General features: G+C 60.8%; 9 protein-coding genes. 6 read left to right on the top strand and 3 right to left on the bottom strand.

Annotated features, from left to right (window positions below):
* Positions 1 to 93: 93 nt before the first annotated feature.
* A complete protein-coding gene (locus HYT87_18430; protein ID MBI2061722.1) occupies positions 94 to 6294 on the top strand; it encodes a carboxypeptidase regulatory-like domain-containing protein in 6201 nt (2066 codons plus the stop codon).
* 403 nt (positions 6295 to 6697) lie between these two features.
* Here HYT87_18430 and HYT87_18425 read toward each other — a convergent pair whose 3' ends face one another.
* The 3 genes from HYT87_18425 to HYT87_18415 form a co-directional block, all read right to left on the bottom strand.
* Complete coding sequence (locus tag HYT87_18425; GenBank protein ID MBI2061721.1) at positions 6698 to 7624, bottom strand: tyrosine-type recombinase/integrase; 927 nt, start codon at positions 7622 to 7624, stop codon at positions 6698 to 6700.
* A 62-nt stretch (positions 7625 to 7686) separates the two neighbouring features.
* Entirely contained in the window at positions 7687 to 8271 is a 585-nt protein-coding gene (locus HYT87_18420) for a PadR family transcriptional regulator (GenBank protein MBI2061720.1), read from the bottom strand.
* 149 nt (positions 8272 to 8420) lie between these two features.
* On the bottom strand, positions 8421 to 9371 hold the full coding sequence (locus HYT87_18415; protein ID MBI2061719.1) for a hypothetical protein: 951 nt from the start codon (positions 9369 to 9371) through the stop codon (positions 8421 to 8423).
* Between the two features lie 90 nt (positions 9372 to 9461).
* Here HYT87_18415 and HYT87_18410 point away from each other — a divergent pair, with 90 nt between their 5' ends.
* From HYT87_18410 to HYT87_18390, 5 genes are all read left to right on the top strand, one after another.
* Complete coding sequence (locus HYT87_18410; GenBank protein MBI2061718.1) at positions 9462 to 9665, top strand: 50S ribosomal protein L28; 204 nt, start codon at positions 9462 to 9464, stop codon at positions 9663 to 9665.
* A 17-nt stretch (positions 9666 to 9682) separates the two neighbouring features.
* On the top strand, positions 9683 to 11638 hold the full coding sequence (selB, locus tag HYT87_18405) for a selenocysteine-specific translation elongation factor (GenBank protein MBI2061717.1): 1956 nt from the start codon (positions 9683 to 9685) through the stop codon (positions 11636 to 11638).
* Positions 11639 to 11846: 208 nt separating this feature from the next.
* A complete protein-coding gene (locus tag HYT87_18400) occupies positions 11847 to 13385 on the top strand; it encodes an aldehyde dehydrogenase family protein (GenBank protein MBI2061716.1) in 1539 nt (512 codons plus the stop codon).
* Positions 13386 to 13491: 106 nt separating this feature from the next.
* Positions 13492 to 13956, top strand: a complete 465-nt coding sequence (smpB, locus tag HYT87_18395) for an SsrA-binding protein SmpB (protein ID MBI2061715.1) — start codon at positions 13492 to 13494, stop codon at positions 13954 to 13956.
* A gap of 210 nt (positions 13957 to 14166) precedes the next feature.
* Positions 14167 to 14502, top strand: a 336-nt coding sequence (locus HYT87_18390) for a hypothetical protein (GenBank protein MBI2061714.1), incomplete at its 3' end; no start/stop codon positions are given.

Here is a 14502-nt window from a genome sequence, read left to right as displayed (position 1 = left end):
AAGTGGCGCCCCTGGCGTGATTTCTGCCTTGACATTGATACCAATTTTCCTCACAATTCGGGCATGAATCCTCGGGGGAGGAGCCCGCTTAGCTTGGCTTCTGCTATCACAATTCTCTTGGCTGCCGCTCTGCTCATCAGCCTCTCTTCTTGCGAATCCAAGGGAGGCCGGATCATGGGGAAAAAGCTGTCCGGCGGTGCGTCGGAGGCATCTTCGGCTGCCAAGGGCACCACCCAACTGGTCGGCCAGCTTTCCGACTCGGAATCCAAATCCCCTCTCGCGGGTGCCAGCATTCGCGTCACGTCCATCGACGACCCGACCAAGATCGCTTCGGCCACGACGGACGGGCAGGGGAACTTCGCCGTCGAGTCGCCCTCGGGCAACGTCTCCGTCGTGGCGGACATGGCCGGTTACGCCCCTCAAGCGCAGGTGATGGAGCTGGCGGCGGGAACGAAACAAGTTCCGCTTTCGGTTCAGCCGGTCCAATTTGTTCAGTCCCTGGCCATTTCCGAATCCGGCACGGCCGAGCTGAAAGCGCCGGACAATTCGATTTCCGTCCAGATCCCGAATGCCGCCGCCGCGTTGGGGACCAGCGGTCCCGTTAAGGCGGAAGTGGTCGTCGGCAACCCGCGGGAAGCGTCCAGCGAATTCCCCGGAGGCTTCGTGGCCGTCCAAGGCGTTCGGGGCGGGGTGCGCGGGGGCGTCCGCGGCGCATCGAAACGGGCAGTGAAGCGGGCGAATGGCGAGACCGTGGGCGAATCGGTCGAACTCGCTTCGGTGGTGTACGCGAACATCACGCTTCGCGATGAAGCAGGCAACGCCATCCCGAAGCTCAACAGCCCCGCGGACGTGAAGCTCAAAATTCCCACCGGGTCCCTCAATCCCAAGACCGGCGCGCCGTATGTGATCGGCGACTCCATCGAAGTCTGGTACATCGACGAGGCGCTCGGGACGTGGGTCCCCGAGCTGGACGAGGCGGGGAATCCGGTCGTGGCCTCCGTGGTGGAGGACAGCGGCGTCCAGTTCATGCAATTCAAGGCGAAGCACTTCTCGTGGTGGAACGTGGACCAGGCTGTCGATACCCATCACTGCGTGCGCGGCCGAATCGTGGACGCGTGCGGGGAGGCGGTCAAGAACCTCCACGTCTGTTCGCAAGGAAAGAGTTACCCCTCGGCTTTTTGCAACGGCACCTACGGATGGTCAAACAAGAAGATCCTCCCGACGGGCGATGACGGAAAGTTCTGTCTGGATGTCATGCGAAACGGTACCCTGGAGATCCAGGCCGGGCAGGGGGTGGACAACCCGAGCTGGGGCACGATCAAGATGAAGGAGATCCTGGCCCGGAAGGACGTGACGGCGCCCGACACGGCTTCCACGTGCGTGACGCCGTCGGAGGCGTGCACGGACGTGGGCGATATCCTCATCGCGCCGCCAAAACTCCGGGAAGTGCGCGGGAAAGTCCAGGAATCCGGTGGCAAGGGGGTGGCGGGCGCGGTCGTCAATGGCGGTGGAACCTCTGCCACGACGGACGACAAGGGCGCGTTCAGCCTGGCGCTCGCGGCGGCGGACGCCGTCGATCTCACGATATCGCAGAATCCCATGGCGGCGTACTACCCCCAGTCCTACCTCAAATTTGCCCCCGCGAAGCAGACGATCGCCGTGCCGGGCTTTACGCCCGGGCCGGGTGAGTGCGTGTCGGCCCCACCGGTGGAGATCGGAGTCGTCGAGGTGAAAAAGGCCGACGTCGGCTGTGTGCGGGGCAAGATCGAGGATGACGCCGGGAACCTGCTCAAGAACACCTCCGTCATGGCCGGCTCATCGTACGCCGCCAGCGATCAGGGCGGGAATTACTGTCTCGAGACGGCGCCGGCGGAAGTGGACCTCAACTTCAACTACTACGATCGCGGGAAGAGCAAGAATCATAAGAAATCGCAGAAGGTGAAGATCGTGGGCGGCGGCAACTGCGGCGGAGGACAGACCAAGTGCGTTCTCGCCGACATTGTCATGGAGGTTGGAGACTCCTGCGTGAGCGGCACGATCACCGATCAGAAGGGGAAGGCGGTCAACGGCGCCTCGGTGCGCGTGGGGAGCCAGATGGTGGCCACGGATGCGAACGGGAAGTATTGCGTGATCGCGCCGACGAAACAGAAAGTGAAAGTCAAAGTGAAACACAGCATCAGCGCAAAGGGCGGCGGCGGATCGGACGTGGAAGCGGATGAGGAGGTCGAGACGGGCGGGGCGGCGGCCTGCGGGGCCTGCGTCGTAGTCGACAAATCGATCGACATCAACAGCCCACCCACCGTGGGAGAGCTTTCCATCCCCAAGAAGATCGCATCGCCGGGAGAGAGCCTCGTGGTGAGCGTGACGGCTTCTGATCCGGACGGGGACAAGCTGAGCTACGCGTGGGTCGCATCCGGTGGAAAGTTGGAAAAGGTGAAAGAGAATCCCGGAAAGAAGAAGGCGCCGACGAGCTACAAAGGCGATGATCCCCAGGCGGAATGGACGGCGCCTTCCGAGAGCGGCAAGTACAACCTGAGCGTCGTGGTTGAAGATCCCAAGAAAGGGAGCGGCACGGCCACGGCGGAGATCCAGGTGGGCGAGGACAAGGACGGCGATGGATTCGTGGCGGGAGTCGATTGCGACGATGCCAACGCGAAAGCCTTTCCCAAAGGAACTGAAGTCTGCGACGGGGCCGACAACGACTGCAACGGAAAGGTGGACGACGTTCCTCAAAGCGCCATCAGCTACAAGGACGCGGACGGCGATGGCTACACGGACGGTGGATTTGTTCAAGGTTGCGCTCCGACCGCCGGGTACGTGGCCGTCGCGAAGCCCGGTGACTGCGACGACGCCAACAAGGCCAAGTTCCCCGGGAACGTGGAAATCTGCGACAACCTCGACAACAACTGCGACGGGAAGGTGGACGACGGGCTCGGCGGCTCCTCCTGCTCGACTACCGCCCTTGGCGTGTGCGCCGCCGGCACGATGAAATGCTCCGCCGGAATTCTTGCTTGCGCCTCGAGCCTGGCGCCTGGCGCCGAAATGTGCGACGGCCTCGACAACAACTGCGATGGAAAGGTGGACGAGAATACGGGCGGGTCCTTCTGCTCCACGACTAAGACCGGCATCTGTTCGGGCGGGACTCAACAGTGCCAGTCGGGGCTTCTGGTGTGCGTGCAAACTCTGGCCCAGACGAGCGAGGTCTGCGGCGACGGGATCGACAACGACTGCAACGGGAAGATCGACGAGATCTGTCAATGCACGAATGGGACCACCCAAGTCTGTTACAGCGGTCCCAGCGGGACGAACACGATCGGTGCCTGCAAAACCGGCTCCCAGACCTGCTCCGGCGGCCTCTGGGGCACCTGCACCGGAGAAATCCTCCCGACATCGGAACTCTGCGACGGGCTGGACAATGACTGCAACGGAACGATCGACAATGGGGTGAGTGGCGGCGGAAGCTGCACAACGGCCCAGCCCGGCGTTTGCGCGGCAGGCACGCAAACCTGCACAAGTGGTTCTCTTGTTTGCGCCTCGAGCCTGGCGCCTAGCGCTGAACTTTGCGACAACCTCGACAACGACTGCGACGCTTCGAGCGATGAGGACTTCGTCAACAAGGGGCAAGCCTGCACCGCAGGGCAGGGGGCGTGTCAGTCTTCCGGGACCTTCGTGTGCAAAGCCGATGGGACGGCGACTCAATGCTCGGCCACGGTGGGTAATCCAGGAATCGAAATCTGCGACGGAATCGACAACAACTGCGACGGGAGCACGGACGAGGGCGGCGTCTGCACGCCCGCCGCGCCGAGCGGATTGACCGCGACTGCCGTCTCGTCCACTCAGATCAACCTGAGCTGGACCGACAACTCCGCCAACGAAGACGGCTTCAAGGTCGACCAGAAAATCGGGGCAGGGGGATCGTACGCGTACCTTGGGCCCGCCTCCGCCAACGTAATTACCATGAGCATCGCCGGCCTCACCCCCTCCACCCAATACTTCTACCGCGTCTACGCCTATACCGGCGCCAACAACTCCGCCTTCTCCAACGAAGCGAACGCGACAACTTCCGGTGGTGGCGGCCCAACCGGTGGAAACATCCAGGCCGTCACGGCAGGTAGCGATCACACCTGCGTGCTGGCCGCCGACGGAACCGTCAAATGCTGGGGCTGGAACGACTATGGCCAATTAGGCGACGGTACGACGCTGGATAGAAACATGCCGCTAGCTGTGTCCACCCTGTCCGGTGCGATCGCCGTTGCGGCAGGGATCCACCACACCTGTGGCCTAATGTCGGACGGCTCGGTAAAATGCTGGGGATCCAACGGTGCCGGCCAACTCGGGGATGGCACGACGGCGGATAAGCCGACGCCCGCAGTCGTGTCCAGCCTATCCGGCGCCGTGGCAGTCGCGGGGGGGGGCAATCATAGCTGCGCGCTTCTTTCAGACGGTACTGTCAAATGCTGGGGATACAATTTCACCGGCCAAATTGGCGACGGAACGTCGTTGTACTCCTTAGGCTCGTCTAGACCCACACCAGTCGCCGTTTCCACGTTGTCTGGCGGCGTCGCAGTCACGGGGGGAGACGCCCACGCTTGTTCCCTTATCTCGAACGGCACAGCGAAATGCTGGGGGTTCAACAACCTTGGCCAGTTGGGCGATGGAACGACAGTAGATAGGAATACGCCCGTAGCCGTGTTGAGTCTAACCGGCGCTGTCACCATTGCGGGGGGTAGTCAATACACCTGTTCCTTGATCTTGGACGGTACCGTGAAATGCTGGGGATACAACGCATATGGCCAATTGGGCGACGGAACGACTGTGGACAAGATCACACCGGTGCCCGTATCCTCTCTAACGGGTGCGGTAGACATTTGGGCTGGCAGTGCCTTTACTTGTTCTATCCTTTCAAATGGGACTGTGAAATGTTGGGGCAAAAACAATGTTGGTCAGCTTGGCGATGCGACGACAATAGACAGGAGTACGCCGGTGGTGGTCTCCAACCTAAGCGGCGCCGTCGCTCTCGCGGCAGGGGACGTTCACGCATGTACTGTTCTTTCAGATGGGACAGCAAGGTGCTGGGGAAACAACACCGTCGGGCTTCTCGGAGACGGTACAACAAACGAAACCATGGTGCCGGTCGCCGTCACCAACCTCAGCGGTCCCCTCGGCGTGAAACTCCCACGCCTCCACGAATCCTCCTCCGGCCGCGGCGGCCCGGGCCGCCCGTGGAGACTTGGCCTGGCCGAGGGAGAAGGCCATGTCTGTGCGCTTCTCTCGGACGGGACGGCAAAATGCTGGGGCGGGAATTCCGACGGACAGCTCGGAGACGGCACGACCAGCAACAGATCAACGCCTGTCCAAGTAAGCTCCCTTTCGTCATCAACGGCGATTTGCGGTGGCGCGTACTATTCGTGCGCGCTCGGGTCTGATGGAACGGTACGATGTTGGGGCGAGAACAACAATGGACAGCTTGGCGATGGAACAACGACAAATCGGTACTCGCCGGCCGCAGTATCCACGCTAACCGGCGTCATCGCCATGGACTGTGGAGGAGACGAAACTATCGTTTCGGGTCACGTCTGCGCGGTCATCTCCGATGGCACCGCGAAGTGCTGGGGGGCGAATAACTATGGGCAAATTGGTGACGGGACCCTGACGACCAAGAAGACTCCTGCAGCCGTGCCGTCCCTCTCTGGACTGGTTGGCATTTCTGCGGGAGATACTCACACCTGCGGGCTCAAATCGGATGGCACGGTCATGTGTTGGGGTTGGAACGTAAATGGACAACTCGGAGACGGGACGACCATCCAACGGCTCACGCCAATCCCGGTTGCAAGCCTTTCCGCCGTGGTGGGAATCAGCGCCAGCTACCAGCACACCTGCTCCATTCTATCAACCGGTATCGTGAAGTGCTGGGGGCAGAACACGGCAGGCAAGCTGGGTGATGGCAGCGGTCTCGGGAAAACTTTGCCCACCGTTGTCTCAAGTCTCACTGCCGCGGTTGCCGTCATAGGGCACCATGATCATAACTGCGCGTTGCTCGCGGACGGCACTGTCAAGTGCTGGGGAGACAACAGCAACGGGCAACTCGGTGATGGAACCACGGCTGGCAAGAGCACACCGGTGCAGGTTTCGAATATGTCCAATTCGGTTGGGTTGGTCGCGGGTGGACGGCACTCCTGCGCTGTGGTGGCCGATGGCACCGCGCGATGCTGGGGGTGGAACTATAGAGGACAAATTGGCGACGGCACGACCATCACCCGCCTCACCCCCGTTCCCGTCGTCGGCCTGCCGTAATGAAATGGTTCCGCGAGGTCTCAAAGCTTTGTCTGACTCTGATCGCCGTTGCCTTCGCAGTTTTCATCTTCGGATTCGCCTCCAATCCACAATGGAAATGGTGGTTCTTGCCGGTGGGACTCGTGAATGTTATACTTCTCTTCGTGATCAGTTGGTACTTCTGGAGAAAAGGCGGCGATGACTAGATGGTAAAAGCACTCGTTTTCATGTCTCTCGTCACGCTCATCTTGGGCGTGATCGCCCTGATCCCAACCAAGAAGCGGGCATAAGCCGGCCCGACCATCAACCGCCTCACCCCCGTTCCCGTCCTCGGCCTTCCGTGGGAAACTTTCGGCCGGTCGGGGCGTGCTATACTGAGCGAATAGGGCAGGGGGTCAATCTTGAATATTGACTTATTTTCCGGCTACCGCCCGCCGCGATGGAATCGCCGGTGAACGTCGCGCAACTGCGGATTCGTCAGATGGGTGTAGATCTGCGTCGTCGCCACGTTCTTGTGGCCCAACAGTTCCTGCACCGACCTCAAATCGGCACCGTGGCTCAGAAGATCCGTTGCGAAACTGTGCCTGAGCGTGTGAGGACTGGCGGGCAGAGTGATTCCCGCCAACCGGCAATAATGCTTGATGAGGTCCTGGATGGCCCGGATCGATAACCGCTTCGCCCATCGGCGAGATCCGGGCTTTCCCCTGGCGGTTACGAAAAGAGCCTTCCCATCGTCTTTCCGCGCCTTCAGGTATTTCGTGAGCCATTGACGAGCCTCTTCCGATAGAAATACCACCCGCGTCCGGCCGCCTTTCCCGGTTACCGAGAATTCACCGTCGCTCACATTCACCCGGTCTCGATCCAATCCGGACAGTTCGGACACCCGAAGTCCCGTGGAAAACATCACCTCACAAAGCGCACGGTCTCGCAGTCCCTGCCGCGTCTCGACCTTGGGAGCAGCAAGCAATCGCTCTACGGAGCGATCATCCAGGAACTTGATCTGCCTCGGTGCCGGTTTGGGAAGATCGATCTGCTCCGGACCCAACACCGCGACGCCGCGTTTGGTCAGGTATCGAAGCATTGTGCGCAAAGCAATCAAGAAGTACCTTTGGCTTGTGCGCGACAAGGCTCCCGGCTTGTTGGCCCTCGGCCGACCGGCGAGATAGAGCCGGTACTTCCAGATGACATCACTCCTCAGATCCTTGATTTCGATATCACCCGGACCCTTCTGCTTGAGCCATAGTTGTAAATGCTCCAGCCAGCGGCGGTAGTTCTTCAGGGTGGTGGCGCTCAGACCACGCTCGACTTGGACGTAGTCCAGGAACTCCTCAATAGCCGCAGTGACTTTCACCTTCGCTCCGGAATGCTCATGTACCGTATGAAACAGCCATTATACGCGGTATATGAAGCTTGTCAACTCCGCCGCTTCTTTGGCCGTGACGGGGTCCGCGAGTGCGATCGCCCGCGAAGCCCACCCTCCCCGTGGACCGTCCTCAACCACGATAGGCCGGCCTTCTCCAAGGCCAAGCCGCCAAGCAGGAGGATCCGCGTGGACGGGTGAACGGAACGGCGAACAGCCAGGAGAGATCGGTATTGCCGGATCCGATTTTGCGCAGCTAGGACAGCGGAACGAAGGGTTTCCGGCGATGGCTTCGATCCCAACGTCAGCAGAACAGAAAGGCGTGCGCCCAAGGGATGCCAAAGAGAACGGCCAAAGACCGCCTCGGGTGGCTCCTCCTGGAGGCCCTTGGCCCAGACACGCAGGTACTTCCTGCCTTTGGACGTGATGCTGTAGCTCATGCGCTGCGGGAATTTCCCCCGGCGGACGGATCGATGCCGCACGTAGCCGTTCTTCTCCAAGGATCGGAGGGACGCGTAGATGTGCGCCTCGGTTACTCCAAAATCGGGGTGGAGCGGCTGAAGGGGCTCGTGGTGCAGCTCATAGCCGTGGGCGGGACGGCGCATGAGCCGCGCCAGGATGAGATGTTTGAGGGCCATATATTATAATAGAGTAGTATATTATATGGTGAAGACCCCATTTGTCAAATTGAGGCGGATGCGGGATGCGGCGAGTTGCCAGGCGCGGTCTGAAAATGTCGACTGGCCCGGTAGCCGCAGGCTTTAGCCTGCGTCCCATGACGCACCCGTCAATTGCGGCGGGTGAACCGGAAGGAGCCCTCCACGCTCTTGCGCGGTAGTTTCGCTTCAAAAGTGCCGGAAAAGACGCCACCGATGACGGACCCCATCTCCTTGACGACCAGGCGCCCCTGGGCCAACGCCGAATCGATGCCCCCTACTCCGAGCTTCTCAAAGAGTTGAACTTGGGCGACGTATCGCTGGAGCTGGACCTCCCCGGGCCCGCTTATGTTGCCCACCGATGGACAGGTCTCCTGGTTAAGATTGGCCTCGAAGTGAAGGGCATAAACCTCAGAGTCGACGTCGGGATCCGTTTGGAAGTCAGCGCGAACGTACCCGCATTTCCCCTCCACTTGACCCTTCGAATCCAGGTAGGAGCTCTCGTTCCAGTAACCCTCGATGGAACTCATCTCGTGGGTGAAGGATCGTGTTCTTCCATCTGCGGTGAAGGCGGCCGAAAAACAGTCCTTGGTCGAGGATGGACAGTCCCCCTTGGATCCCCAAGCCGTTTTCCCACCGGACGGCGCGGAACTACTCCCGAGTAGGGCTGCGTCAATTCCGGAAAGCAGAACCTCATCCAGATTGGAAATCCCATCGCCGTCGGAATCGGGAAACTGAACCTTGCACGACTCCACTCGAACCACGACCGACTGCGCTGAGGAAAGCTTCAGGGTTCGAGTCGATTCGGCGATGGGAAGATCTCCCTTGTAGAACACCAGCCTCACGTCGGCCGCCCCGGCGGGCACATCCGGAATCTGGGCAGAGGACGCCCCGTCCTCCGTCGGATTGAGGTCGAACACGCCGCGTCCCGATACCATGGCTTTCGCAATCACCCCCGCCACCGTAGCGAGCTCGGAGGGCGCGCAGAACACGGCGGTGTACGGCGGGCTGTCGCCGTCGATGGCTTCGCAGGAGAGCGTCAACAGAATTCCCCCCATGAGGTACAGCGTTCGCGTTCTCATGCCTGACGGAAGCGTACCCCGATCGGAAACATTCCTCAAGCTCTCATTCGATCTTGCCGTGCCTGCAGTTTCATGCTAGATTCCCGCCCCATGGCCAGACAGTGCGATTTCTGCGGAAAGAAGAAGATCTTCGGGCACAACGTGAGTCACGCCAACAACAAGACTCACCGCGTGTTCATGCCCAATCTTCGTGCCGTGCGGATCATGAAAGCCGGCAAGTCGATCAAGGCGAAAATCTGCATGGTCTGCCTCAAACTCAACCGGCATCTCACCGGCGCGCCCACGGCGGCGTAGCGGCCCCGGGCCCACCCGTGGGCACCGCATCGAGCCGGCCCCCTTCCCCTTCCCGTCACATCACCGTCGGCACCGCCGGTCACATCGACCACGGCAAAACCGAACTCGTCAAGGCCCTCACCGGAACCAATCCGGACCGCCTGAAGGAGGAAAAGGAGCGCGGCATCACCACCGACATCGGCTTCGCCTACCTCGATCTTGAATCGGGAACCCACTGCGCCATCGTCGACGTCCCGGGCCACGAGGACTTCATCCGGAACATGCTGGCGGGCGTGGGAGGCATCGATGTCGTTCTCCTCATCGTGGCCGCCGACGAGGGCGTAAAGCCGCAAACGCGCGAGCACCTCGACATCTGCCGACTGCTCGAAATCCCTCGCGGGATCATCGTCATCACGAAATCGGACCTCGCCGACAAGGAGCTGCTCCACCTCGTCGAATCCGAGGTACGGGATCTTTCGAAGGGTACCCCCCTGGAACACGCCCCAATCATCCGCACTTCGGCGCGCACGGGCACGGGCCTCGCGGAGCTGAAATCAACCATCGATGAAATGGCCCGCGACATCGGCCCCCACAGTTCCGCGAGCGATCTTTTCCGGCTCCCCATCGACCGCGTGTTCGTGATGCAAGGGTTCGGCACCGTCGTCACGGGCACCGTCGCCTCCGGCCGGGTCCGGACCGGCGAGGAGATCGATCTATTTTCGCTCCAGGATTCGACTCCTCGTCGCGCACCCGTGCGCGTGCGTGCGCTCCAGAGCCACAAGAATGCTGTTGAAGAGGCGCTGGCCGGCCAACGAGTGGCGGTGAATCTCCAGGGGATCCGGAAGGAAGATGTGGCCCGGGGCGACTTGCTCGCTACGTCGGGTGCCTTCGAACCGTCGGCACGCATGGATGTCCTCCTCCAAGCCACCTCACCCCTGCCCCACCCCATCCGGACCCAGACTCAAGCCACCCTCCACCTGAGGACGTTCTTCTCAAACGCCCGCATCCTCCTGCACAATCACAAGGAGCTGGCGGCGGGAGAAGAAACGCCGGCCACGCTTGTTCTGGACAGGCCGGCCGTAGGCGCATGGGGAGATCGATTCGTCCTCCTCGGAACCACCGGCTATCAACGAACGATTGGGGGAGGCAAGCTCCTGGATCCCCTGGCTGCAAAGCGTCGATACCGCGACAAGGCCGAGCCCCTTTCCCTCCTGGGCCGCGCTTCGGCCGCGAACTCCATTGCCCCCTTCCTTTCTCTACATGGCCGGCACCGGACGCTGGGCGATCTGTCCAAACGAACCGGAATCTCGCTGACAACCTTGCGTGAGCATGTGAAGGCGGTTCAGGCCGACGGAGCAGTGGTACTCCTTCGAAACGATACAGTCGTTCTTAGAGAGATTTACGAGCAGACCCGCAAGATGATCCATGAGTATGTTACGGCGTTTCACGCGGACAAACCCTACGAGAAAGGGATTTCGCGCGAAGAACTTCGTCAGCGCCTTCGAGTGGAGGAACCCCTCTTGAATGCCATACTGGAGGAAGAAACGGCGTCCGGCGCCATACGCATTGCGGAGGATCGAGTCGCTTCAGGCCGGTTCCAGCTTGGAACCCAGAAGAAGGACGAAGACCTGCGTGTCCGCGTCCTCAATCTTTTCATGGAGGCCTCGTCCGCTCCCCCATCCGTCAAGGAAGCGGAGGATTTCCTCCATGCCACCGGTGTCTCACGAATCCTTCAGCTCCTTGAGAATCAGGCGCAGGTTGTCCGCGTCGCCCCCGATCTCTATTTCCATCGGGAGGCGATCGAAACACTCCGTCTCAAGCTTATTCGCTTCTTTGACACCCACCCGGCCATGTCCCCCGCCGATCTGAAGGATCTGGCGGGCGTCACCCGAAAACACGCCATCCCCCTCCTCGAATATTTCGACCGCATCCGATTGACCCGCCGCGAAGGAAACGTCCGGAAATTGCATTCCGCGCCGCCGAAGGTAAAATGACCCCGCACGGCTGTCAGATTCCAACACCGGTAGCCGCAGGCCATGTTACATGCCGCGCCATCCTAGGCGCGGCAACATTGCATGGTCCCATGCCCTCCGTGGCATGGGGCTTTACGCCTGCGTCATGGAGCGCACCCTGAAGGGTGCGGCTACCGCATTTCACCGGATGATCCGGTGGCTGACTGCGCTCATAGCGAACGGAGGTAACGTGGAAAAGATCAAGTGCGTGAATCCCGCAACTCTGGAGTTGCTCGCTGAAATCGACATTTGGGACCAGGCTCGCGTGGACGGAGCCGTCGACAAGGCATGGTCCGCCTTCGAAAGCTGGCAGAAAACCACCTTCCGGCAGCGTCGCAAACTCATGCTCCGGTTGAAGGACGAAATCCGGAAACAAAAACGCGAGATCGCCGAAATCATTGTCAAAGAGAACGGCAAACCCTTCGTGGAGGCCGTGGCGTACGACATCTTTCCCGTCCTGGAATTCGTCACCTACTTCGCGAATCATGCGGAGGAAATCCTGCGCCGCGAATTTCTGGACATCGGCAAGTGGAAGTTCATGCGCCGGGAGAGCTACCTCGAATACGCCCCCCTCGGTGTAGTCGGCGTGATCGCCCCTTGGAACTTCCCCTTCTCCCTCGCCATGGGCCCCCTGATCCAAGCCATCATGGCGGGCAACGCCGCGGTCCTCAAACCCAGCGAACTCACGACCCTCACCGGAGTCAAGATCGGAGAACTGTTCAAGGCGGCGGGATTCCCGGACGGCCTCGTGGGCGTCGCCACCGGTGACGGACGAACCGGTGAAGCTCTGGTGCGATCACGCGTTAAGAAAATCATCTTCACCGGCAGCGTGGGAACCGGGAAGAAGATCATGTCCCTGGCCGGCCAGGACCTGAAACCGGTGGTCCTTGAACTGGGCGGGAAGGATCCTATGATCGTCATGGGCGATGCCCACCTCCCCACCGCCATCAAGGGCGCGGTATGGGGGGCGTTCATAAACTGCGGGCAGGTCTGCTGCTCGGTTGAAAGATTATACGTTCAAAAGGATATTTATAAGCCATTTCTTGATGGAGTAGTTGAGGAAACGCGAAAGCTTCGCCAAGGAAACGGGATGGATCCGGATACCGATGTCGGGCCGGTCATCTGCGAACGGCAGCTTCGTGTGGTGGAGACCCAGGTGGAAGATGCCCGAAAGCACGGCGCGAAGATACTCGTCGGCGGCGAGCGGAACCGCCAACTCAAGGGCTACTTCTACAAGCCGACCGTGCTCTCGGATGTGACCCACGATATGACCACCATCCGGGAAGAGACGTTTGGCCCCACCCTTCCGGTCATGGCGTTCGACAAGGTGGACGAGGCGGTTGCACGGGCAAACGACTCGGCCTACGGTCTCACAGCCAGCATCTGGACGTCGAATCGCCACAAAGCCCAAGAGGTCGCGTCCCGGCTGGAATACGGAAGCGTTTCCATCAACGATCACGGCGCCACCTACGGCATCGCCCAGTCACCCTGGGGGGGCTGGAAATACAGCGGGATCGGCCGCACGCACGGCCCGATGGGCTTGCGCGAAATGTGCGAGATCCGGCACGTCCACACGAACAAGAGCTACAAGTCCCCGAACCCGATGTGGTTCAACTACTCGAAGGCCAAGGCGGACGTCGTACCCGCGGCGTTGGATGTGATCTACGGGAACGGCGTAGGCGACCGCATCAAAGGCGTGATTCGCGCCATCCGGCGCCAACCGGTGTAGCCCGACCAAGATGCGTGGTTCGACCGGCTCACCACGAGCGGGATCTTTTCCGCTCACCCTGAGCTCCGTCGAAGGGTCACCCTGAGCCTGTCGAAGGGCGGCGGTCCTGGCTAAATCCCCCGCCGAAGGCGTCCTCTGCCACAATCGCCGCGTCCTCAAGGATTTCCTTGTTATGGAATCCTTCGAGGCCGGGATGGTGCTGCAAGGCTCGGAGGTCAAATCGCTCCGCCGCCATCACGCGAGCATCCAGGAGAGCTACGCCAAGCTCGCGCAAGGCGAAATCTTCATCTACAACATGAACATCATGCACTATGCCGAGGGGGGCATCTGGAACCACGACCCCATGCGTCCAAGGAAACTTCTCCTCAACCGCGCCGAAATCGACCGCATCGTGGGTAAGTGGTCCATGAAGAACACCACCCTCATTCCCCTCAAGGTTTACTTGAAAAACCATCGCGTAAAGGTCGAGATTGCCGTCGTACGCCGCAAGGAAGATCGCGACCGTAGAGACGACATCAAGAAGCAGGATCTCCTTCGGGAAATGCGCAAGGAAGGCCGCCGGCTAGGCTGACCTCCTTGTCGCAAAACCGTCACCCTGAACTCGGATAGCCTCTTGCGCGAGGCAACCAACAGGGTCCCGCCGGAAAATCAATTACGACCCAATATATCTACAAGTAGCTGAAATCACTACAGATTACCGTTGACAGTATCTGAACGGTCAGTTAGCGTGGCCGTCAGCATGATTTCACGGGGAGACGTCCGTCCGGTAAGGAGGTTCTGCATGATCCGCTCCACACTTGGCCGCAGTTTCGTCATGACATCCGCATTCGGCCGAGCCGGCCTGCTCGCGGCCCTGGCCATATTCGGCTGCACCAAGAAGGACGGCGCCGGCGAAGGAGGCGTTCCCCTGGAGGTGGCGGTCCCGCTCAGCGCTTCTCAGGCGGCGGCGCTCAACGGGCTGGCATCGGATGATCCCGACGCGCTCGCAGGCGACACGCGCGGTGTGGCGGACCTTGAAATCGACGGCGAGGGCGTTCGAGGTGGTGCGGCCGATGGCGTCCGAGGGGGTGCCGCTAATGGGGTTCGTGCCGGTACGACCGAAGGGGTTCGGGGTGGA

The sequence above is a fragment of the Nitrospirota bacterium genome (genome assembly GCA_016180645.1).
Lineage (GTDB): Bacteria > JACPQY01 > JACPQY01 > JACPQY01 > JACPQY01 > JACPAV01.
The sequence above is the reverse complement of the archived record's forward strand: the minus strand, read 5'-3'. Positions and strand labels throughout refer to the sequence as shown.

Coding starts and splice junctions, on each gene's coding strand:
- HYT87_18420 (MBI2061720.1), bottom strand. CDS start 8,271: ATGGCCCTCAAACATCTCATCCTGGCGCGGCTCATGCGCCGTCCCGCC.
- HYT87_18415 (MBI2061719.1), bottom strand. CDS start 9,371: ATGAGAACGCGAACGCTGTACCTCATGGGGGGAATTCTGTTGACGCTC.
- HYT87_18410 (MBI2061718.1), top strand. CDS start 9,462: ATGGCCAGACAGTGCGATTTCTGCGGAAAGAAGAAGATCTTCGGGCAC.